The organism is Nostoc sp. (assembly GCF_036918015.1).
GTDB lineage: Bacteria > Cyanobacteriota > Cyanobacteriia > Cyanobacteriales > Nostocaceae > Nostoc.
In genome coordinates this window covers 66748-88050 of record NZ_JBALEO010000070.1, presented here as the reverse complement: position 1 = coordinate 88050, position 21303 = coordinate 66748, and the positions used below count along the sequence as shown (strand labels likewise).

Below are 21303 nucleotides of genomic sequence, written 5' to 3'. Positions count from 1 at the left end.
GAAAAGTGCTGAACTTGAAAAAAAGAATATGGACAATGAAGTACTTATTTCTAGTTTGGGTGCTTATACTCTCTTTAGTCGCTCCTAATGCAGCGATGTCTGACAACAAGCCGCTTTCCGTCTACGCTGAAGTAAAACAGCCATACAACTTAATATCTGGACTTGGCACAATCCATCATCCAGTTTCTACTTCTAATCCCCAAGCCCAAGAGTTTTTCGATCAGGGATTAAATTTAATTTACGCTTTTAATCATGATGAGGCGGTGCGTTCTTTTGAATACGCTGCCAAACTCGATCCGCATTTAGCGATCGCATATTGGGGTGTTGCTTTAGCCTTGGGGCCCAACATTAATTCAGAAATAGACCCCAATCGGGAATTAGCTGCTTACCAAGCGGTACAGCAAGCTTTGGCCCTTTCTACTGAAGCTTCCACCCAAGAACGAGACTACATTACCGCCTTAGCAAAACGTTACTCTGAAGATGCCGATGCTGATTTGTATCAGCTAGCGCTTTACTACGCCAAAGCAATGGGAAACCTAGTCAAGCGCTATCCTGATGATTTGGATGCGGCGACACTTTACGCTGAAAGCCTGATGGATCTGCATCCTTGGCAGCACTGGGCTAAAGATGGTAAGCCACAGCCAGATACAGAAGAAATTGTAGCTGTTTTAGAATCAGTTCTCAAACGTAACCCGAATCATGCAGGAGCTAATCATTACTATATCCATGCAGTAGAAGCCTCACCTTCTCCAGAACGGGCCCTTGCCAGCGCTAACCGACTCGGAACTCTAGCGCCAGCGGCAGGACACTTGGTACATATGCCAAGTCATATTTATTTTCGTGTGGGAGATTATGAAGGAGCAATGCAGGCAAACAAGCAGGCGATCGCTCAAGATGATATTTACATCAAAAAATATCAAGTCCAGGGTACTTACCCCATGATGTATTACAACCACAACGTACATTTCCTCATGGTGGCTAGTAGCATGGCAGGAAGATATGAAGATGCTCTGAAATCCGCAGAAAAATTAGTTGCAAATGCTACTGCAATTGACCCGTATGCACCAATGCTTGAGGGATTCCTCGGCAGCAAAATGCTGATTCAGACACGCTTTAGTGATTGGGATGCCATCTTAAAAACTCCTGCTCCCGAAGCTAAATTGCCCACTACCTCAGCACTTTGGCATTTTGCTCGCGGGATGGCAAGCGCAGCCACAGGTAAACTTGAAGATGCAGCAAGTGAAAGTCGGGCATTACTGGCTGCCAAACAGGGAATTTCCACCGCGGCAACCATTGGATTCAGTCCAGCCAGTAGTATTTTAGACATTGCCTCAAAAGTTCTAGACGCCAAAATTGCTAGAGAAAAGCATGATTATGAATCTGCCATTTTATTGCTAGAAAAAGCGGTGGCAGCAGAAGATGCCCTCGATTACGTGGAACCACCAGACTGGTATTTTCCGACGCGGGAATCTTTGGGTGCTGTGCTTTTGGCTAAGGGTGACTATAGAGAAGCTGAGAAAGTCTTTCGTGCCGATTTAAAAAAATATCCCCATAATGGACGTTCTCTATTTGGCTTGCAGGCAAGTTTGCAGGCACTAGGCAAAGATGAGGCCGCTCAACTTGTCAAAGCTGAATTGGAGACAGCTTGGAAAGGTGATGTTCGGCAACTTAAGATTGCAACTTTGGTTAATTAGGGAACTCCAAGAAATAAATTATCCAATATTGTGGGGTGGGCAACATGAGCGCCATATAAACTGGGCGGGCGAGACGCCCACCCCACAAGAGTTAATTGGATATTTTTTTATTTGGAAATCCCTTAGCCGAACATGATGTTACGCCACTTACTCCCCTTTTCTAAAAGGAGGGGCTAGCGCCAAAGAAAAAGACTGCGATGCTTGCCGCTGTAAGCATCGCAGTTGGTTTTATAGCAGGTTCTCCAAAACAGGACAAGTCACAATAGTTTTATATTTGTTGCCTGACTCTGCCTTTCGTATTAAAATTTTGAAGTAATGCTTCATGGTGAATGCAGTCAAACGTTCAATTCGGATATTAAAGATGCGCCCCTGTATGTCTGATTTTCTATATCACCCTACAGAATTTATCTTATTCCATTTCCAACCCCTTTTTGCGGTGGATTGTACTTAGGGTATGTGGGGGCGGGCGATCGCTTAGGTGCGATCGCCTCACCGGTTAACTATCTACTGGGTGCAAAGAGTTGGCTCGTATGTCATCCTAGATTTATGAGAGTTAATTCGGTGATGTCTTTGGTTTTAGTATTGAAAGGCTTTTTCCTTTTAGTATTTACAGACTTCTGAGAGAAATTAAAATCTCTACACAGTGATGATTTTGGAGAGAATCGATGTCAATTTATGTAGGTAACCTCTCTTATGATGTTACACAAGAAGATTTAAGTGGTATTTTTGCAGAATATGGTACTGTAAAGCGCGTTCAAGTACCTACTGACCGTGAAACAGGTCGTCCGCGCGGCTTTGCTTTTGTGGAAATGGGAACTGAAGCTGAAGAAACTGCTGCCATTGAAGCTCTTGACGGTGCTGAGTGGATGGGTCGTGACCTGAAAGTGAATAAGGCTAAACCCAAGGAAGACAGAGGCGATAGAGGTTCCTTTGGTGGTGGTAACAGAGGAGGATACGGCAACCGCGGCGGTGGCGGTGGCGGTGGCGGACGATACTAACCTTGGAAACAAAAACTTACCAAGAGTCTTAAGGTCAGACAAACAAGAGTCTGTCTTTTTTTTGTAATGTTACCGCCTGCATAGCCATTGATGAAGTCAACTTAGTAGGAGAAATAATGACCCAAGTAATTGTAGGTGACAATGAACACATTGAATCAGCCTTACGACGATTTAAACGAGAAGTTTCCAAGGCGGGAATTTTCCCAGACATGAGAAAGCATCGTCATTTTGAAACACCCTTAGAAAAACGCAAGCGCAAAGAAGTTGCCAAGCACAGACAAAGTAAGAGAAGTTTTCGTAATTAAGGGTTGAGATACGGCAGAATTCAGGAGTCAGAATTCAAAATTCAGAATTCAGAATTCAGAAGTCAAACAGGCTTTATACCTTGCTTTGAGACTTAGCTTGTGTACTTTACCTTCCTGGAAATCCGCTGTAAATATGAATGAATTCCCTCATAGATTCTATGAGGGTTTTTCTTTTGTCTATTTTAAAATCAGGAAACCTAAAGAAACGCTAAAATCAAGTCAGCCTTTGTATTGTAGCGGTTGTGTCCCACATCACTCAGAGTGCGGTTCACTGCATAAATCCTGATTGTCAACGTCCTTATCCTCAGCCTTGGGGAAACAAATTTTGCAACAGCTGTGGCGCACCGCTAGAGTTGTTAGACCGCTATGTTCCACTTCAGCCATTAGGATCGGGAGGATTTGCTCAAATCTACACAGTTTGGGATGAAACAACTCAAACCGAGAAAGTATTGAAAGTATTGGTAGAAGATTCGCCCAAGGCACTGGAATTATTTACCCAAGAAGCGGCAGTTTTATCCAGTTTGCAGCATCCGGGTGTCCCCAGAGTCGATGCCGAAGGGTATTTTCAGGTACAACTGTTTAACCCCAAACCGCACCAACTGCCTTGTCTGGTAATGGAAAAAATCAATGGGCGGACTTTAGAGGAGATATTAAAAAAGTTTCCCCAAGGGTGTCCAGAGAGTTTGGTTTTAAACTGGTTTGCCCAAGCTGTGCAGATTTTACAAGAATTACACAAACGTCAGATTCTTCATCGGGATATCAAACCTTCTAATTTAATGCTGGGTACATCTTCACCATCTGTAACCCCGTCTCCAGGGCAAGCAGAGGGCGATCGCTTGGTGTTAATTGATTTTGGCGGGGCAAAACAATTTAGCGCCTCTAAGCTGCGTTCTAAGTCTAGTTCCACACGATTATTTTCTTCTGGCTACAGTCCGCCAGAACAAGTGATTGGAGGTATTGTTGGGCCAAGTGCCGATTTTTATGCCCTTGGTCGAACGGTGATCGAACTATTAACAGGCAAATACCCGCTAGAGTTGGAAGATCAGCAAACGGGTAAATTGCGCTGGCGAACTGCGGTGAATGTCAACCCGCAACTAGCCGATTTGCTGGATGAGATGGTGCAGGAGGATGTGCGATCGCGTCCAGCAAATGCAGCTATAATTCAAAAACGTTTGGCGAAGATTTCTCAACCATTACCGCCGCCAGGGTTATTTGCTCAACTGCAAGACAAGATTAAGCAAGCCTCAACGCAAGTTTCCCAGAGATTTACACTGACAACACAAGCTATTGAACAAGTTTTAGCTAACTTTAGCCTAGCTGTCACCAAAACCGTTATTTTTATCGCTCAGACAATCATTAAAATTTTCCGAGCTTGTTTGGCGACGATTTGGGCGATCGTACTGAGTAGTATCGGCGCTTGTTTTGGTGCGATCGCTGGTTTTATTTTGGCCTATCGTACCAGCTTGGGGCCTCAGATTGTGGAATTGATTGGGAGTCAGCTAAATCAATTAGTGCCAAATACTCAACCCGTCTTCGGGGCAGATATTTTGGTGTTCGTCGCCGCAGGCTGGGGAACCGCATGGGGACTGACTGTATCCGGGTGTTTTGGTCAACGGCGGCGGTTTTTAGTAGCTTCCCTGATGGGCATAATTAGCTATGGCTTCGGCTGGTTAATTTTGCAATTAATCACCCCAAAAGATAGCGGCGAGGGCTTAATGGCAGTGATTTTAGTGTCAGTTTGCCTACTCACCTTGAGTTTAGGACTTCGCAGCCATCATGTAGTGTACGCTGTGTTCGCGGCTTTTGGTAGTGCGATCGCCTATGCAGTTTTAATTCTTTTGAAGTTAGCACCTCCAATTTTCCAATTTACCAGTCAACCAGCCTGGTCAGAGTTATACTTGCCTCTGACTTTTTTTGGCTCTGTAGGCTTCTTTATCAGCTTCTGGTTAGGAGTGAGTTATTACCTAATTGTCCCTGGATTGCGCCTTTTAGGATGGCGATGAAGAAGGCAGGAGGCAGGGGAGCAGCACTTCTCTACGAGACGCTGCGCGAACGGCTACGTTCTGTTACCGAGGAGAAGTTGCAGTAAGTTTTTCCCCTCTGCCCCTCTGCTCCTCTGCCTCTTGTACCCAATGCCCCATTCCCAATCCATAAAAACAAGATCCCCCTAGTCGTATTTTTATCGAGCTAGGGGGATCACATATTTGGTAGTCTATAATTGGTTCGGTATAGTTCCTTACGATTTGATTCTATAGCCTATATTTCCGTTTGAGTAGTCTTACTATCAGAATTTATAGTATTTTTACAGCTTCTTAATCAATGCTTCATCCCTGTACTTCCTTAGAGAAGCAGTATATGTAAGGATGACAGTACGTGATGTTCGTAACTTGTCATTTTTGTAAATATCAGTAAAAAATATGAAACTTAAGATTGTTGCCACCGTCTCCCTGTTAGCTTGTTTAGGGTTTGCAGAGCAGGCTCTTGCGTTAAATCAGCTAGACTTGGATCAGTTGAAGGCAACAAGTGCCTGTCCTCGGTGTAATTTGAGTGGTGCTGACCTAAGTAAGCTGAATCTAACTGGAGCAAATTTGCGAGGGGCTGACTTGAGCGCCGCTACATTATCTCAAGCTAATCTCACAAATGCCGATCTCACCGGTGCAAATTTAGAAGGTGCGATTCTGAATTCGGCGAATCTCAATGGTGCTTCTTTAACAGGAGCAAATTTAAAATCAGCATCCCTGGAAAATGCCGATCTGTCTTTTGCTGGCTTTATCAGTGCCAATTTAGAAGCAGCAAACTTAAAAGATGCCAAATTGCAATTTACTAATTTTCGGGGTGCTAACTACCGATTAACAACTTTAAATAATGGTGTCGTCACCTCCGACAAACCTTATGGCTGGTCGTTAGAGCGTCAAAATCCCAGAGAATGCAATGAGTTCAAACCCGAAAATACTTTAGGCACAACCTGCTACTCAAAATAAACTGAGCATTAGGGACTGGGGACTGGGGACTGGGGACTGGGGACTGGGGACTGGGCAATAATCAATAGTTTTTCTTCCTCTGCTTCCCCTACTCCCCTGCTCCCCATGCTTCCCCTGCTACTCTGCTTGTATAGCAAAAGCATTTTGTTTGTTAACAGTTCTTTATCATGGGAAAAAAGCCTATAGATTAATTGAATCGATGCTTACCCATATAAAAGACTTAGCAGCAAAACTAGCGCCCCGCTTAATTGAAATTCGCCGCCACATCCACTCTCACCCAGAACTCAGCGGTCAGGAGTACCAAACAGCAGCTTTTGTAGCTGGTGTTTTGTCTTCCAGTGGACTGCACGTACAAGAGGGAGTTGGCAAAACAGGCGTGATTGGAGAACTTCAAGGCACTAGCCAAAATGGCCGTTTATTGGCAATTCGCACTGATATGGATGCCTTGCCCATTCAAGAGGGTACTAATTTAGAATATGCCTCTCGTGAAGATGGGATTATGCACGCTTGCGGTCACGATGTCCATACCACTGTGGGGTTAGGAACGGCAATGGTGCTGTCCCAAATGGCTGAGGAGTTGGGTGGGAAAGTGCGGTTTTTATTTCAGCCAGCCGAGGAAATTGCTCAAGGGGCAAGCTGGATGGTGAAAGATGGGGCGATGGAAAATGTCTCAGCTTTATTAGGGGTTCATGTTTTCCCTTCTATACCCGCAGGTTCTATTGGTGTGCGTTACGGGGCATTGACAGCCGCAGCTGATGATTTAGAGATTCTGATTATGGGAGAATCTGGACACGGGGCGCGTCCCCATGAGGCGATTGATGCGATTTGGATTGCTTGCCAAGTGATTACTGCACTGCAACAAGCCATCAGCCGAACGCAAAATCCTTTGCGTCCTGTAGTCTTGAGCATAGGGAAAATTAATGGTGGTAGAGCGCCGAATATAATTGCGGATAAAGTGCAATTATTGGGAACCGTGCGATCGCTCCATCCCGAAACCCGTGCCCATCTCCCAAACTGGATTGAAAACATTGTATCTAATGTTTGCCATACCTACGGAGCAAAATATCAAGTCCATTATCGCCAAGGTGTACCCAGCGTCCAAAATGATTACGCCCTGACGCAATTGTTACAATCAGCCGCAGAAGAAGCTTGGAGTAGCGATCGCGTTCAAGTCTTACCCGAACCCTCCCTTGGTGCTGAAGATTTTTCGATGTATTTGGAACACGTCCCCGGTTCCATGTTTCGCTTGGGTGTCGGCTACAAAGAAAGAATCATTAACCACCCTTTACACCATCCCCAATTTGAAGTCGATGAATCTGCTATTATCACTGGGGTTGTAACTATGGCATACACAGCTTATAAATACTGTCAGCAAAATTTGTAAATAAAAACTCCCAGCATTTATCTGCTGGGAGTTTTTATTTAACTAACCTTTTTTAGCGGATATAGAAAGCCCGAAAGCATCCTACACATTGGATTCGCTAACAACGCCCAATTTCTCTTGAATTTTGGTCTTAGCAGCTTTGAATTCAGTCGCCAGTTGTTCGGTTTGCTCAGTGCTTAAGTTGTTGCGAATGGCAGCAAACATTGTGCTTTCTTCTTGACGAATATGGTCGCCAATAGCATCCATCAACTGTTTAACTTTTTCTTTGAATTGAGGTGAAGATGGGCTAAGAGCCTTAATTTCTTCTAACGCCTGCTTGGCATGAGCTTGTTCATCAAACAATTCTTGGGTGTTATCTTGACCGTAGAAAGGACGTACTGTGGGGTAGACTACTTCCTCTTCAGCTTCAGCGTGGGCACTTAAATCCTTGTAAATTTGACCGAAGTACTCTTGGATCTTCTGTGGATCATTGCTTTGTAGTAGTTCGGTGAACAGGGTATTTACCTTGTTGTGATCGAGGCGGATGACATCTTGGATATTTAGATCCTTTTTGTCGCTGTTTTGGGTTACAGCACTACCTACCACACCACTGACTGCGGCCAAAGCGTCTTGAACACGTGCCCAAATTCCTTGATCTGCATCTTGTCCAGTGAGTTCGCGGACACCCAGAATTTCTAGAATGCCTTTGAGTTGCTCTTGGTGAGCGCGGTTCTCAAAGTTAATGGTATTCAAAGGTGCGATCGCTAGCAAGACATCAGCGCCAACTTTTTGAGCAGCTTTGTGAACTATCAAGCCACTCATTACTACTTGATGTTTCAACAATTCATGCTGGGAGACTTTTTCATAGAGGCTCAACTCAGAACCTTTGAACAATTCGCGAGCTTTTTCAATGAATTGTGTAACATTTTTTTTGGGTTCGGCTTGAATCCCATATTGACCAATTACGGTTTCCAAAATACCAAGGTTTTTTTGATCGTCATTTATGAAATTTCGGATGCGATCGGCAATTTCAGCATCAAGCCCTTGCGTCAAAAGCGATTGTTCATTTTCGATGACCAACTGTTGGAGAGCTTTAAGACTTGCAAGTTTTACGGCAATAGCATTGCGTTTCGTATCATCTAAAGTAGTTACCATCTGTGTTCTCCGTCGGCAAAGTGTTCGTAATTCTTACTGATATAACCTTGACACAGAGGTTAGGGAGATTCCATCTTTCTTTTGAGCGATCGCACTCACAACTATGGGTAGAGAAAAAAACTTTTCGTTAGATAAAAATTGGAGCGATCGGTTCTATTTTTGATTGCCATCAAATCAAGCAATTTAGTATTACATTAAAATTGAATAGATTACCTATTTGAAAGCAATCTATATCTTTAGAATGAAAATTAACATTAAAAAAACTACTTCTTATTCAAGAGGGCAAAATCGTAACCAGTCCCACTAGAGCAAGACTCACAACGCTCAATTTTGACTAGCATTGCTTCTCCTTGACGCTCCCCGGAGGGCGAAAACTGAATCATTCCGGTTGCTCCAGATGTTGAAAAATTGGGATTAGATAATACCCTTTGTAATCCTTCGCGGGTACTGTCTTCTTTTAAGCCAGCAATAATTGCTTGGAGTGCATCATAAGCTCCCGCCGTTCTCTGATTTACTTGGCCATTCCAAAGTTGAAAGGCATTTTTTGCAAATGGGTTATCTTTATTAGCATCACGATGCCAATATACAGGTAATACCATTCCTTCAAGATCCTTGCCATTTTGTAAAGTTGTAGCGCTGTACATAGTTTCAGAAGCAAACAGTGGCTTTCTCCCTTTAACCTCTTGTGCTACCTTGGTGGCAAAGTATATATTTCTGATTGAAGGCATTAGTAAAAAGCCACTTGCATTTTCTGTTTCTATGGCTTTATCCACAAAAGCTTTAGGGTCAAAATTCTTATCGGCTAAATTGCAAGGCGTACTAATAACGTTGCTGCCATATTTTTTGATAGCTTGAGTGTACTGTTCTACAAGTATCTGATTTGATGAAGAGGTTGAATTATCTCTTGAACTACGAATATCACCACAAACAGCAACATTTCTTGCTTGTCGAGCAATGTAGCGAGAATGAGTATCTACTAAATTATCATATAACGGATTTACGTGAAATAAGTAGTTACTTGTGGAATTATTAGGCTGACTATTTATTGTATTATTATCTAATTTTTCGGGATTTTCTGCTTGATTTGGTAGCTCGACGGGTAAGACTAAAACCAAACCTTTCTCTTTATATATTTCTGCTTTACGTCTAACACCCACAGCAGCTACAAGGCTTTTATCTTGAGCTAATTCATTATCTAAGCGTGCAGAATCTTCTCTATTATCAGCACTTGCAATTACAATTTGCAATTTTTTACCATTAATTCCTCCTTGGTTATTAACTTCATTTTGAGCTTGAGCGACACCGCGTAAAATCTCTTCTGCTAAACTAGGATCGAAGCTAATTGGTGCGACAATCGCAACTTTTATTGCTTCTAAATTATCTCGTGCTATTTTGGCATTGTTTAAATAAATTAAAGTTTCTGGATCGTTGGGATTATTTTTCAGAGAATCAGTAAATTTATTAACGGCAGTACTAAAATCTTTATCAGCAAAAGCTTTAACTCCATCTATTTTTTCAGGGGATGTTTGCACTTTCACCAAAATCCTTGTACCCAAATTCATTAATGACGACTTATTTGTAAATGAAGATGAAGTTTGTGTGGGGTCTGATGATGTTGTTACGATAGTAGAAGAAACTTTGCTAATTAACCATAAAATAGCTGCTACCATTACCCCAGCTATACCAAGAGAAATAAGCAGTCTCAAGTTTTCTTTTTTATTTGTCATGAATAATGATTATCCAAATTTTACAAAATTTATCTGTAATAAAGAGATTTATGACGATTGAGTAAAACCAAAAAATTAAAGATATTTAGCAATCAGTTTGTTAATTATTTCAGACACCCCGACAATAATAACTGTAAATAAACCTGCCAAAATAACTAGCAATCCTACGAGTAGCAGCCCATTTAAACCAGCTTTGAGAAGATTATTGGTTAGGAGATTTCTGAAAGTAAAGACAACGAGTAAATTTGCAATGATAGCAATAAGAATTAAATAAGCTTTGTCCAGAAGTGGGCGAGATTGAATAAAGACTAATCCTCCTAAAATTAGTAGCCACAATGCAGAGCTAATCCAAGTAGTTCCGAGAAAACTTATAAGTGCGATCGCTAAAAATGAACTACCCGATCCAGCTATTATTGCTCCAGACAATAATTTGCTGTTAGAGAATTGTGGTAAATATCGAGTTGATTGATGTTGATTTTGTGGTTGCGATCTCGATCGCATAGTAGGTGGAATAACTGTAGGAGCCGATGTATACCTTAGCGGTGGCAACTTATTCAAATCTTGTAAAACAGCCTGTGCAGATTGATAACGCTGTTCGTGATTTTCTTGTAGTGACTTATTAAGAATCATCTCTAATTCTTGACTTATGGGTTGCGTTAAATGCTGCCGCCAATTAGAAGTCCAACCATAGCCTTGTTTCATCCACAAACTCGAAGGAGAGATATTAGTCAGCAACTGAAAGCAAGTTATTCCTAAACTGTAGATATCACTAGACAGAAAAACTTTACCCGCTTGCATTTGCTCAATTGGTGCATAACCTAATGAACCAATAATTGTCCCTATCGTAGTATTTGTAGGTTCCGTCTTTTGCTTTGCCACACCAAAATCAATTAGTACTAATTTTCCATCATTTTGACGGCGAATAATATTTTCTGGCTTAAGATCGCGGTGAATTACTTGTTGTTGATGTATGTCTACCAGTACAGATAATAAGTCTTTTAAAAAATCTCGAATCTTGGCTTCATTAAAAACCCCCTGCTGTTTTAACTCTTGCAATAGATTTTGTCCTTCGATAAACTGCTGCACTAAATACAAATATTCAGCTTCCTTAAAATATGCATACAAATTGGGAATTTGGAGATGTTCTCCTAATTCTTTGAGACGTTTGGCCTCTCGTTCAAACAACTCAGTCGCTTTTTTATGTGCCTGACTACCCTGACTGCCATAAAATTGACTTAGAACCAATTGCTTAACAACACATCGTTCATTGAGCTTGTCTATATCTTCGGCGATATATGTGCGTGCAAACCCTCCTCTCCCTAATGGTGAGATGATTCGGTAACGATTTCTCAATAGCGATACCAACTCTGTGCCACAACTGAGGCAGAAATTTGCCCCGTCAGGATTTTGGGGATTCTCGCAATTAGGATTTAGGCAGCAGACCATATAATTATCGCTGTCATTTTATTAGTTTTTAGAATATACCTTAAATTCCCTAGAGGCGTTACATTGTAAAGTCTCTACATAGACAATGACGTAGGCGTAGCCCGCACTTCGGCAAGCTCAGTGACCATCGTAGACATCGCTTCTTACTCTGTTAAACAATTAACCTCGCTCTACATTGTGAGAATTCTGTGTAAGTTGAATATTTTTGTAGAGATACCCACCCCATTCTAGTCAAGAAAAACCAGACTTGGCGATCGCTTCTCTTCCATCCCAAACACGAAATAACCTGACTTTTAGCAGCCAGCAACTTCATTTCTCTGGGATAAAGATCGCACTTTTCACCAAAGCATTTCAATGACTAAATTCCTCTATGCGAATCAACCGCAATTCTCAAAAGCAATACTGCCCTTCAGGTAACACCTGTTTGTCACAGACGCTTTTTTTATGCCACCAATGCCGTAATTACCACACATCATCATTGTCGGGTTTACAAAACTCACCGCAATTGTGACGATTACGCTAGAATTATTAAAGGTTCTTTACAGAGTTTGCCGATCGTTCCCAATTCTGTTAAAACAGCCTAGCATTCAAATGTAAATCTTATAAACACCCTCTAGAGTTCACCAAAAGCTTCTATGACGCTCCCAATTCGCAACGTCGCCATTATCGCCCACGTTGACCACGGCAAAACCACCCTGGTTGACGCACTCCTCAAACAATCCGGCATTTTCCGCGAAGGCGAAGACGTTCCGGATTGCGTTATGGACTCCAACGCCCTAGAACGGGAACGGGGTATTACTATCCTGTCCAAAAATACAGCAGTTCGCTACAAAGAAACACTAATTAATATTGTTGATACTCCTGGACACGCTGACTTTGGTGGCGAAGTTGAACGCGTACTCGGCATGGTTGACGGATGTCTTCTGATTGTCGATGCCAATGAAGGCCCCATGCCCCAAACACGCTTTGTTCTGAAAAAAGCCTTAGAAAAAGGGCTGCGCCCCATCGTTATCATCAACAAAATTGATCGTGGTCAAACTGACCCTCACGTTGCTGTCGATAAAGTTTTGGATCTGTTCTTGGAATTAGGGGCAGATGAAGACCAGTGTGATTTTACCTATCTGTTTGCCTCCGGTATGGCAGGTTTCGCCAAAGAAAGCTTGGAAGCAGAATCGGTAGATATGCAACCCCTCTTTAACGCGATTCTGCAACACGTTCCACCACCAGTAGGTGACAGCAAGAAACCTCTGCAATTGCAAGTTACAACCCTAGATTATTCTGAATATCTGGGACGGATTGTGATTGGCAGAATTCACAACGGTACTATCCGCGCAGGACAGCAAGCCGCTTTAGTAACAGAAGATGGTACTATTGTCAAGGGTAAAATTACCAAATTGATGGGCTTTGATGGACTGAAGCGCATAGAGATGGAAGAAGCAACCGCAGGTTATATTGTTGCGGTGGCTGGTTTCGCTGATGCTTATATTGGGGAAACGATTACTGACCCCAATGATCCGCAAGCTTTACCACTAATTAAAGTGGATGAACCAACCTTGCAAATGGCCTTCTGGGTGAATGATTCGCCCTTTGCTGGTCAAGAAGGCAAGTTGGTGACATCAAGACAAATACGCGATCGCCTATTCCGCGAACTTGAAACCAACGTTGCTTTGCGTGTCGAAGAAACCGATTCTCCCGATAAATTCCTCGTTTCCGGTCGTGGAGAACTCCACCTGGGTATCTTAATTGAAACCATGCGGCGGGAAGGCTTCGAGTTTCAGGTATCTCAGCCACAGGTAATTTACCGCGAAATCAACGGTCAACCTTGCGAACCTTTTGAACTCTTGGTGTTAGACGTTCCTGCTGATGGTGTGGGTAGCTGTATTGAACGCCTGGGACAACGCAAAGGCGAAATGCAAGATATGCAACCAGGTAGTGGCGATCGCACCCAGTTAGAGTTTGTCATTCCCGCCCGTGGTTTGATTGGTTTCCGGGGTGAATTCATGCGGATGACTCGTGGCGAAGGCATCATGAACCACAGCTTCTTAGACTACCGTCAGATCAGTGGTGATATTGAAGCTCGTAACAAAGGCGTTTTAATCTCCTTTGAAGAAGGCGTTTCTACCTTCTACGCCATGAGAAATGCCGAAGATAGAGGAGCATTCTTTATTACTCCCGGCACAAAGGTTTACAGAGGCATGATTGTGGGAGAACACAATCGTTCCCAAGATTTGGAATTGAATATCTGTAAAACCAAGCAGTTAACTAACCACCGGGCTGCTGGTGGCGATGAACTAGTACAACTGCAAGCACCAATAGACATGAGCCTAGAGCGTGCTTTGGAATACATCGGCCCCGATGAATTGGTGGAAGTTACACCCCAATCGATTCGTCTAAGAAAGATGTCGAAGAAGTTGGCGAAACGGTAAGTAAAGCTATAACTTAATTGATTTAAAAAGCCCGCATCTGCGGGCTTTTTATTTTGTTGTATTAGAAACATGAGTATCCTGATAGTTAAGTGGGTAACATAGCACTAAATAACTTGTTGTGTTCACAGCCTAATGTCTATGTCGTGGAATTCTACAGTTTTTAGTGTCTGTGCTTCAGGCAATTCTTGGTTCTGGGCTGCTTGGAGTAATATCGATGATGCGTATAATTTTCTAGACAAGCCTAAAAAGCAATTGGAGATGGATTGCTTATTCTTTGCTGAAGCTCCTTCTAAAGAAGATGCAATTAAAACAGCCCGTAAGCTATTAGGTACTGAAATTAAACAAATAGGCAATGGATGGGCAGCAGAAGTTTGCAAAGAGATTGACAAAAAACCTCACATTGATACTGATGAACCTAAAGTAGTCACTAAAGTAGTCACTAATGAGCTTCAGGAATCTCTAGAGCAACTTCACTCATTGACTGGATTGAGTGCTGTGAAGTCTACCGTTCAGGAGTTGGTAAATATTGCAAAAGTAGCCCAGATGCAAGCTCAAGCAGGTATAAAAGCTCCTTTAATCACCAGACATCTTGTATTCACGGGAAATCCCGGAACAGGTAAAACTACAGTAGCTAGGATTCTAGGTGAAATATACAAAAATCTTGGTGTTCTATCAAAAGGACATTTTCTTGAGGTAGACCGGACTGATTTAGTTGCAGAATACTTGGGACAAACAGCGCCCAAAACAGCAAAAGTAGTTGAATCTTCTCTAGGTGGTGTACTTTTTATTGATGAAGCCTACTCTCTTGTTCCAGATGGACATGGCGATATGTTTGGACAAGAGGCAATTAATACTCTCTTAAAAATGATGGAAGACCACAGAGAGGATCTAGTGGTTATCGTTGCAGGATATAAGGGGGAAATGTCTCGATTTATTGAATCTAATCCTGGTCTAAAGTCCAGATTTGCGAGGTCAATTAATTTTGAAGACTTTTCTCCGCCTGAGTTAGCCGAGATTTTTAAAGTCAGGTGTGAACAGCACGGCTATCTGTTCTCAAAGAAAACTCTGGAAGCAGTGCGTCATTTAGTCAATCAATTTGAACGTCAAATCGGAGAACTTGGAAATGGTAGATTTGTGAGAAATATCTTTGATCGTTGTGTGGCTATTCAATGTAACCGTTTAGCAGCATTAGCCAAACCATCAAAGGAAGAACTGAAAACTTTCTTACCTGCTGACGTTCCTACTCATGAGCAACTAGCGCAGTATCTTCTTTAAGAGTGTCAGTGTAGCCCATATTAACTTATTAATTTATACGATATTTTAGCCCATGTAATGGAAGAAATGGCTGAGGATATGCTGAGGATTTTAGATATGGAAGAGGCGATCCTCAAGTTGTTGGTAAAGGTAGATCGCCAGCCAGCAGGTATTCTTACAAAAAGCGATCGCCCTTAGTCAAATCTTTGAGTAACAATGAAGAGGACTGAAAAAGGCAATTATCATGACTATTCGTGAAACTGCGATCGCTTTTGGTGCTGCTTTGATTTCACAGAAATCAGATAAGACTGATATATTTAAGGTAAATAATTGTCATCTAATAATTGAACAAGAGTGTAAGGACACTTTTCTAGAAAAATAGTTAAATCGGTTTTAATTTTCACAAAATCAACCGCACTTTGATAAATATTCTCCAAATCATCCTGTAACTTATTTATTAAATTCGTCGTTAAATGATTATTTAAGTCATATCTAAAGGTTTTAATTTCTCCAATCCAATGACGATAGTTTCTCTCATATTCCATCTGCCAATATTGGAGTAATAATATATGAATAATAATTTGCCTTAAAAGACCTTTGGCTTTAGCTAAATCTCTTTTACCCAAACTGATTAATTCCTCAATTAAGTTTTCTAAATCAAGTTGGTTAAACTGTTTGTGTTTTAATAATTCAATAGTTTCTTCTAACCATAAATTCTCATCGGTTTTATAAAGTTGATTTAATTTGGTAGTAATTGTCATATTTTTACCTTCTACCTACATTCGATAATGTAATCATATACAATTATAAATTGATAAATGCAAACCACCAAAATCCAGAGAACTGGTAAAGACTATCAATGCACCAAGTTAATTTGAAAGAAGCTGAGACTCGCCTAGCAGAATTAATTGAATAGGCGGCTGGTGGAGAAGAAGTCATCATCACGCGTAACGATGGGGCATCTTTCAGAATTGTGCCGCTTGGTGGAGTAGAAGCACGCCCCAAGTTTGGTAGTGCTAGGGGTTTAGTAAAAATGTCAGATGATTTTGATGAGCCGTTGGCAGATTTTGAGGAATACACTCAATGAGGCTTCTGCTCGACACTCATACGTTTTTATGGTTTATTGAGGGCAGTTTCAACCTCAGTGACACAGCAAAAAAATTGATTGAAGATCGGGGAAATCAAAGATTTTTGAGCATTGCAAGTCTTTGGGAAATTTCTATCAAAGTCAGTATCGACAAGCTAAAACTGGAAATGACTTTTACTGAGTTGGTCAAACAACAAGTTTATGGTAACGCTATTGAATTGCTCGAAATACGACCAGAACATTTAGATGAGTTAGCAAAGCTGCCTTTTTACCATAAAGATCCATTTGATCGGCTCATAATTTCTCAAAGTTTAGTGGATAGCATACCTATAATTACTAGAGTGTGTTTGAAAGTTATCCTGTGCAGATATTCTGGTGAATCGTACCACATTTCGCCACCTATTGATGGAGAGACATTCGTAAACTAAATTAATTCTAGAGCGGTTTCGATAAGGACATCAGGCACAACCCCTGAGACACTGTGAATTTGGGGTGGTGTTGGGTTAAAAAAGAAACATGAAAATCATCAAACCCATCACCAATTGGTTAGAAACCCGTGCCAGTGCCCCTGCTTATGGCGGTTGGGTGCTAGCATTAACCGCTATTTGTTTTTTTGGCGCAGGTATCAATACGATGGCTGGTTGGCTATATGCCATTAGCGGCATTAGTTTTGCCCTTTTGGGTGTAGCAGCCATCTTACCGCCGCGATCGCTCACAGGTCTATCCATCACCCGTCGTCCCATGCGGCCAGTGTCAGCAGGTGACGATCTAACGGTGGAATTAGAAATCTGCAATCAGACACAACAGCCTGTCAGCTTATTACAAGTCGAAGATATATTACCCTTCGTCTTAGGGAAACCAGTACAAAAGGCAATCGAAACAATTCCTAGCCAAGGTAGTTACCGTTGGGTATATTACCACCCGACTCAGCGCCGGGGTGTTTATCGCTGGCACACAGTAGAACTGGGTTCTGGTGCGCCTTTGGGATTGTTCTGGTGTCGCCGTCAGCGTGATTGTGCTGCCACAGCGATCGTTTATCCTACAGTGTTACCTCTGGCTACCTGCCCTCTAATAGATGAAATGGGACAAGAAGAGAGCAAAAGGGGCGATCCTCGTGGTAGACCCTTGCAGACAGCGACAACGGGGCTGGTGCGATCGCTCCGTCCTTATCGTGTAGGAGATCCCACCCGTCTGATTCACTGGCGAACTAGCGCCCGCTATGGTGAATTAAGGGTGCGGGAGTTAGAAATGGTAACAGGTGGACAAGAAATAGTTATTGCCCTTGACAGTGCTAGCAATTGGGAAGAAGAAAACTTTGAACAAGCAGTAATTGCCGCAGCTTCACTGTATTTTTATGCACAGCAACAACAATTAGAGGTGCAGTTATGGACAGCATCAACAAGTTTAATTAAAGGCGATCGCTTTGTTCTAGAAACCTTAGCAGCAACCACAGCCTTAGAAGATGTCAGTTCAGTTGTTCCTAAAAGCTATCCTTTGATTTGGCTGACTCAAAACCCCCTGAGCCTTGCTAAACTTCCTCAAGGTAGTCGCTGGGTTTTGTGGCCAAATATCTCCTCAGCAGCAGCACCAGAGGTAATTAATTGGGAACACCCTGGTATAGTTTTGCAAAGCGATGGGCCACTGCAACCCCAGCTACAAAAAACATTACATTCATAAATCAATTCAAATTTTATAATTTCAAAGACTGCTGACAAGTTCAGCTTCTGTAATTTCTGGGATTTTCTCCGATCCCAGCACACCGGATATATCAGCCTTTGAGCAAAGGGAAGATAATTTGAGCAGGTAAGGTTGGGGAAATACACCCAGTAATCCCTTAGTGAGGCTGAGGTACAATGCAAAGAAATATTTAAATTATGAACGACATGATCGCATCAGAACATAACACAAAATCCAGCGATAAAAGCCTAGAGGCAATGCGGCATTTTTCCGAACAATACGCCAAGCGTACTGGAACATACTTCTGTTCTGAACCTTCTGTCACCGCAGTTGTGATTGAAGGACTAGCCAAACATAAAGACGACCTGGGTGCGCCTTTATGTCCTTGTCGCCATTACGAAGACAAAGAAGCTGAGATTCACGCCACATATTGGAACTGTCCTTGTGTGCCAATGAGAGAACGCAAAGAGTGCCATTGCATGTTATTCCTCACCCCTGACAACGAGTTTGCTGGAGACAAACAAGAAATCTCTCTGGAAACAATCAAAGAAGTACGAGACAGCATGGGATGAGCGAAATCATCCCCCAAGAGTTTTGGCAAGGCGTAGAACAGTTCAATTCTGGAGAGTTCTACGCTTGTCATGACACTTTAGAGGCTTTGTGGATTGAAGCTGGCGAACCGGAAAAAAGCTTTTATCAAGGCATTCTCCAAATTGCAGTAGCACTATATCATTTGGAAAATCGGAACTGGCGAGGTGCTGTAATTCTATTGGGAGAAGGCAGCAATCGCCTACGCCGTTACCCATCTACTTACAGCGGCGTTGACGTAGATGAGCTATTGAGTCAGAGCGCAGTGTTGTTGACGAATTTACAACAAATAGGGCCAGATAAAATTGCTGCTGGCAATCTGGGCGAAAATCAAATCTTATCTTTGCCTAGAATTGTGCTGTCTACTGATTAGACATCTGGTAAATTAATTATGCGTTGCCCGAAATCCTCGGTAGGCACAATTCATGTAGATGCAAAACGGCTTAAGGCAGGCTATTGTGCCTATGGCGTTGCTGATTCCATGTATGAAAATGATTTTGCATAATACCAAAATCCTTGTAGAGACGAAGTAGTGCTACGTCTCTACATCCAGATTCATACTTCAATTCAGCAACGCCGTGCCTACGTTATTTTCACTTAAGTAATTCGGCGTGAATATTTATCATTGGGATTAGGCAGGAGGCAGAAGGGAAGAGGGTTTGAGCTTTGTTCGTATTTCTTTACATAGTTTGGTTTTATTGTGCCAACCTACTTAGATGTCAATTTCCTGAAACCTTGAGGTTGGGGCTAGCGTCACTATTTCAGCCAGTAGTTATCGGAAATCACTCTAGATTGTATATTTTATATCTGGATAAAGTACTTGAGTTGACACTCCTCGCGCCTATTGGTACGAGGATTCTTGGTTCAGCGAGTCCACTTAGTCTAGACTCCTTGCGGTATCTAGACCATAGGTGGTTCTCTCCCCAAGCGTTAACTTTTGGTCTGCCCGACCATAGTTGCTCATAGTGCAAAATTTGTTTGAAGTTTAATGCTGTTCGTCTAGTACCTGTAAATCTTTTAACTACTTCCAGGTGATACTAGAACTACGAAGTAGAACCAGCAAGATTTACTTATCAAGGTGCAGCGTCTGCGTATTAGGCAGCAATTGGGTTTTTAAAGTGGTTAATTACCCTTCCACAAACTCCATTGTACCAAACAAAGCCGTCCTTATAGGACGGGGTTTTAGACCCAAATTTTCGATAATTAGAATGCAAGCTGAAATCCTAAATCCCCAATTGCTATGATGCCCTGCTATCAATTGCCCATATCCCAGATACGTCGCTTTGGATTAGCTTTAATGCTGCCAGCTGCACTCTTAGGCGCTTTTGCTTTCCCTACCCAAGTGCAAACCGCTACTGCACAAACATCTGAGGCAAATCGCCCCCTCACTATCCGCGCTGATGTGCAAGAATATGACGCTAAAAATCAAGTAATCACTGCTCGCGGTAACGTGCAAATGTTGTATCCGGCTCGTCAGCTTCAGGCAACATCTGCCCAAGCACAGTATTTTAGTAAAGAACGCCGAATTGATTTCAGTGGTAACGTCTATATTTTGCAACAGGGCGGTAACAGTATCCGAGCAGAGAAAGTAACCTATTTAATTGATGAAGGGCGATTTGTTGCTTTACCGCAATCCAACCGTCAGGTAGAGTCCATCTACATGATTGAGGAATCAAATAATAGCGGACAAACTGCGACACCTGCCCCACAAACACCACCTTTGAAGCCTTCTAATTAGCATTTACCACCAAGAAAGGGTGCTTCCAGCGTGAAAATTGTTTTAGAGAATATTCACAAATCTTACGGTAAGCGAGTAATTGTCAATCGTGTCAATCTTTCTGTTGCTCAGGGCGAAATCGTTGGTTTACTAGGCCCCAATGGGGCTGGTAAAACGACGACTTTTTACATTGCCACAGGTTTAGAAAAACCCAATCAAGGAAAAGTTTGGCTCGGTAATGTAGATGTGACGGGAATGCCAATGCATCAAAGGGCACGACTGGGTATTGGTTATCTAGCACAAGAAGCAAGTGTTTTTCGCCAACTCTCGGTAGAGGATAATATTCTGCTGGTGCTAGAGCAAACTCATGTGCCACGATGGGAGTGGTCAATCCGACTTAGAACTTTACTGCGGGAGTTTCGGTTGGAAAAATTAGCTAAAAGTAAAGGAATTCAACTTTCTGGTGGTGAGCGACGACGGACGGAATTAGCAAGGTCTTTAGCTGCTGGACGAGAAGGGCCCAAATTTTTGCTTTTGGATGAACCTTTTGCGGGAGTCGATCCGATCGCAGTCTCAGAAATTCAGCAAATCGTAGCACAATTGCGCGATCGCGGCATGGGAATCTTAATTACAGATCATAATGTCCGCGAAACCCTAGCCATCACCGATCGCGCCTACATCATGCGTGAGGGACAAATCCTCGCTTTTGGCGCTGCTGACGAACTCTACAGCAATCCCCTCGTGCGGCAATATTATTTAGGGGATAATTTTCAAGTTTAAATTAATAATAATTTAGTTAATAATTTCAAAGGAAATTTTGATTTTTGATTCTTCAGCATGAATTTATTAGTTTATTTTTAGCCATTAAGTATTTAATTTTGATCT

At 42.3% G+C, this 21303-nt stretch carries 19 protein-coding genes; 15 read left to right on the top strand and 4 right to left on the bottom strand.

The window, feature by feature from the left end; genetic code table 11:
- Window positions 1-35 precede the first annotated feature (35 nt).
- The 6 genes from V7K61_RS18630 (at window position 36) to V7K61_RS18605 (ending at window position 7362) form a co-directional block, all read left to right on the top strand.
- A complete protein-coding gene (locus V7K61_RS18630) occupies window positions 36-1694 on the top strand; it encodes a tetratricopeptide repeat protein (protein WP_335055427.1) in 1659 nt (552 codons plus the stop codon).
- A 665-nt stretch (window positions 1695-2359) separates the two neighbouring features.
- The gene (locus V7K61_RS18625; RefSeq protein ID WP_094351322.1) at window positions 2360-2692 is read left to right on the top strand and encodes an RNA recognition motif domain-containing protein; all 333 of its coding nucleotides are present in this window, start codon (window positions 2360-2362) and stop codon (window positions 2690-2692) included.
- A 116-nt stretch (window positions 2693-2808) separates the two neighbouring features.
- Entirely contained in the window at window positions 2809-2997 is a 189-nt protein-coding gene (gene rpsU / locus V7K61_RS18620; protein WP_012407716.1) for a 30S ribosomal protein S21, read from the top strand.
- Between the two features lie 242 nt (window positions 2998-3239).
- Window positions 3240-5000 (top strand): serine/threonine protein kinase, encoded by a 1761-nt coding sequence (locus V7K61_RS18615; RefSeq protein WP_335055425.1) that lies wholly within the window; start codon window positions 3240-3242, stop codon window positions 4998-5000.
- Between the two features lie 414 nt (window positions 5001-5414).
- Window positions 5415-5978, top strand: a complete 564-nt coding sequence (locus V7K61_RS18610) for a pentapeptide repeat-containing protein (RefSeq protein ID WP_335055423.1) — start codon at window positions 5415-5417, stop codon at window positions 5976-5978.
- A 199-nt stretch (window positions 5979-6177) separates the two neighbouring features.
- Window positions 6178-7362, top strand: a complete 1185-nt coding sequence (locus tag V7K61_RS18605; protein WP_335055456.1) for a M20 family metallopeptidase — start codon at window positions 6178-6180, stop codon at window positions 7360-7362.
- A gap of 81 nt (window positions 7363-7443) precedes the next feature.
- Here the strand turns inward: V7K61_RS18605 and V7K61_RS18600 are convergent, their stop codons facing one another.
- The 3 genes from V7K61_RS18600 to V7K61_RS18590 form a co-directional block, all read right to left on the bottom strand.
- The gene (locus V7K61_RS18600) at window positions 7444-8496 is read right to left on the bottom strand and encodes a hemerythrin domain-containing protein (protein ID WP_335055421.1); all 1053 of its coding nucleotides are present in this window, start codon (window positions 8494-8496) and stop codon (window positions 7444-7446) included.
- Window positions 8497-8759: 263 nt separating this feature from the next.
- Complete coding sequence (locus tag V7K61_RS18595) at window positions 8760-10223, bottom strand: ABC transporter substrate-binding protein (protein ID WP_335055419.1); 1464 nt, start codon at window positions 10221-10223, stop codon at window positions 8760-8762.
- A gap of 75 nt (window positions 10224-10298) precedes the next feature.
- Complete coding sequence (locus V7K61_RS18590; protein WP_335055417.1) at window positions 10299-11669, bottom strand: serine/threonine-protein kinase; 1371 nt, start codon at window positions 11667-11669, stop codon at window positions 10299-10301.
- A 635-nt stretch (window positions 11670-12304) separates the two neighbouring features.
- On the opposite strand from V7K61_RS18590, the gene typA reads away from it, so the two are divergent.
- Window positions 12305-14095, top strand: coding sequence for a translational GTPase TypA (gene typA, locus V7K61_RS18585; RefSeq protein ID WP_335055415.1), 1791 nt, complete (start codon window positions 12305-12307; stop codon window positions 14093-14095).
- A gap of 138 nt (window positions 14096-14233) precedes the next feature.
- A complete protein-coding gene (locus V7K61_RS18580) occupies window positions 14234-15370 on the top strand; it encodes an AAA family ATPase (protein ID WP_335055413.1) in 1137 nt (378 codons plus the stop codon).
- Between the two features lie 296 nt (window positions 15371-15666).
- On the opposite strand, the gene V7K61_RS18575 is transcribed toward V7K61_RS18580, so the two are convergent.
- Window positions 15667-16110, bottom strand: coding sequence for a DUF29 domain-containing protein (locus V7K61_RS18575; protein ID WP_335055411.1), 444 nt, complete (start codon window positions 16108-16110; stop codon window positions 15667-15669).
- Between the two features lie 272 nt (window positions 16111-16382).
- On the opposite strand from V7K61_RS18575, the gene V7K61_RS18570 reads away from it, so the two are divergent.
- The 7 genes from V7K61_RS18570 (at window position 16383) to lptB (ending at window position 21198) form a co-directional block, all read left to right on the top strand.
- Window positions 16383-16436 (top strand): hypothetical protein, encoded by a 54-nt coding sequence (locus V7K61_RS18570; RefSeq protein WP_335055454.1) that lies wholly within the window; start codon window positions 16383-16385, stop codon window positions 16434-16436.
- Window positions 16433-16864: a type II toxin-antitoxin system VapC family toxin gene (locus V7K61_RS18565; protein ID WP_335055409.1), complete on the top strand. Its 432-nt coding sequence runs from the start codon at window positions 16433-16435 to the stop codon at window positions 16862-16864. Before V7K61_RS18570 ends, V7K61_RS18565 begins: the two co-directional genes overlap by 4 nt.
- Before the next feature lie 88 nt (window positions 16865-16952).
- On the top strand, window positions 16953-18113 hold the full coding sequence (locus tag V7K61_RS18560; RefSeq protein WP_335055407.1) for a DUF58 domain-containing protein: 1161 nt from the start codon (window positions 16953-16955) through the stop codon (window positions 18111-18113).
- Between the two features lie 206 nt (window positions 18114-18319).
- Window positions 18320-18685 (top strand): ferredoxin thioredoxin reductase catalytic beta subunit, encoded by a 366-nt coding sequence (locus tag V7K61_RS18555; RefSeq protein WP_099100573.1) that lies wholly within the window; start codon window positions 18320-18322, stop codon window positions 18683-18685.
- Entirely contained in the window at window positions 18682-19074 is a 393-nt protein-coding gene (locus tag V7K61_RS18550) for a DUF309 domain-containing protein (protein WP_335055405.1), read from the top strand. The genes V7K61_RS18555 and V7K61_RS18550 overlap by 4 nt, the downstream gene beginning before the upstream one ends.
- A gap of 867 nt (window positions 19075-19941) precedes the next feature.
- Window positions 19942-20439 carry an LptA/OstA family protein gene (locus tag V7K61_RS18545; RefSeq protein ID WP_335055403.1) on the top strand — a complete coding sequence of 166 codons (498 nt, stop codon included), beginning with the start codon at window positions 19942-19944 and terminating at the stop codon, window positions 20437-20439.
- 30 nt (window positions 20440-20469) lie between these two features.
- The gene (gene lptB, locus V7K61_RS18540) at window positions 20470-21198 is read left to right on the top strand and encodes an LPS export ABC transporter ATP-binding protein (protein ID WP_094351303.1); all 729 of its coding nucleotides are present in this window, start codon (window positions 20470-20472) and stop codon (window positions 21196-21198) included.
- The last annotated feature ends 105 nt before the right edge of the window (window positions 21199-21303 follow it).

Bases quoted from the DNA above. Each gene is read 5' to 3' on its own strand.
- V7K61_RS18545 (WP_335055403.1), top strand. From the start codon at position 19,942: ATGATGCCCTGCTATCAATTGCCCATATCCCAGATACGTCGCTTTGGA.
- V7K61_RS18590 (WP_335055417.1), bottom strand. From the start codon at position 11,669: ATGGTCTGCTGCCTAAATCCTAATTGCGAGAATCCCCAAAATCCTGAC.
- V7K61_RS18565 (WP_335055409.1), top strand. From the start codon at position 16,433: ATGAGGCTTCTGCTCGACACTCATACGTTTTTATGGTTTATTGAGGGC.
- rpsU (WP_012407716.1), top strand. From the start codon at position 2,809: ATGACCCAAGTAATTGTAGGTGACAATGAACACATTGAATCAGCCTTA.
- V7K61_RS18595 (WP_335055419.1), bottom strand. From the start codon at position 10,223: ATGACAAATAAAAAAGAAAACTTGAGACTGCTTATTTCTCTTGGTATA.
- V7K61_RS18630 (WP_335055427.1), top strand. From the start codon at position 36: ATGAAGTACTTATTTCTAGTTTGGGTGCTTATACTCTCTTTAGTCGCT.
- V7K61_RS18625 (WP_094351322.1), top strand. From the start codon at position 2,360: ATGTCAATTTATGTAGGTAACCTCTCTTATGATGTTACACAAGAAGAT.
- V7K61_RS18600 (WP_335055421.1), bottom strand. From the start codon at position 8,496: ATGGTAACTACTTTAGATGATACGAAACGCAATGCTATTGCCGTAAAA.
- V7K61_RS18580 (WP_335055413.1), top strand. From the start codon at position 14,234: ATGTCGTGGAATTCTACAGTTTTTAGTGTCTGTGCTTCAGGCAATTCT.
- V7K61_RS18605 (WP_335055456.1), top strand. From the start codon at position 6,178: ATGCTTACCCATATAAAAGACTTAGCAGCAAAACTAGCGCCCCGCTTA.
- typA (WP_335055415.1), top strand. From the start codon at position 12,305: ATGACGCTCCCAATTCGCAACGTCGCCATTATCGCCCACGTTGACCAC.
- V7K61_RS18555 (WP_099100573.1), top strand. From the start codon at position 18,320: ATGATCGCATCAGAACATAACACAAAATCCAGCGATAAAAGCCTAGAG.
- V7K61_RS18550 (WP_335055405.1), top strand. From the start codon at position 18,682: ATGAGCGAAATCATCCCCCAAGAGTTTTGGCAAGGCGTAGAACAGTTC.
- V7K61_RS18610 (WP_335055423.1), top strand. From the start codon at position 5,415: ATGAAACTTAAGATTGTTGCCACCGTCTCCCTGTTAGCTTGTTTAGGG.
- V7K61_RS18560 (WP_335055407.1), top strand. From the start codon at position 16,953: ATGAAAATCATCAAACCCATCACCAATTGGTTAGAAACCCGTGCCAGT.
- V7K61_RS18575 (WP_335055411.1), bottom strand. From the start codon at position 16,110: ATGACAATTACTACCAAATTAAATCAACTTTATAAAACCGATGAGAAT.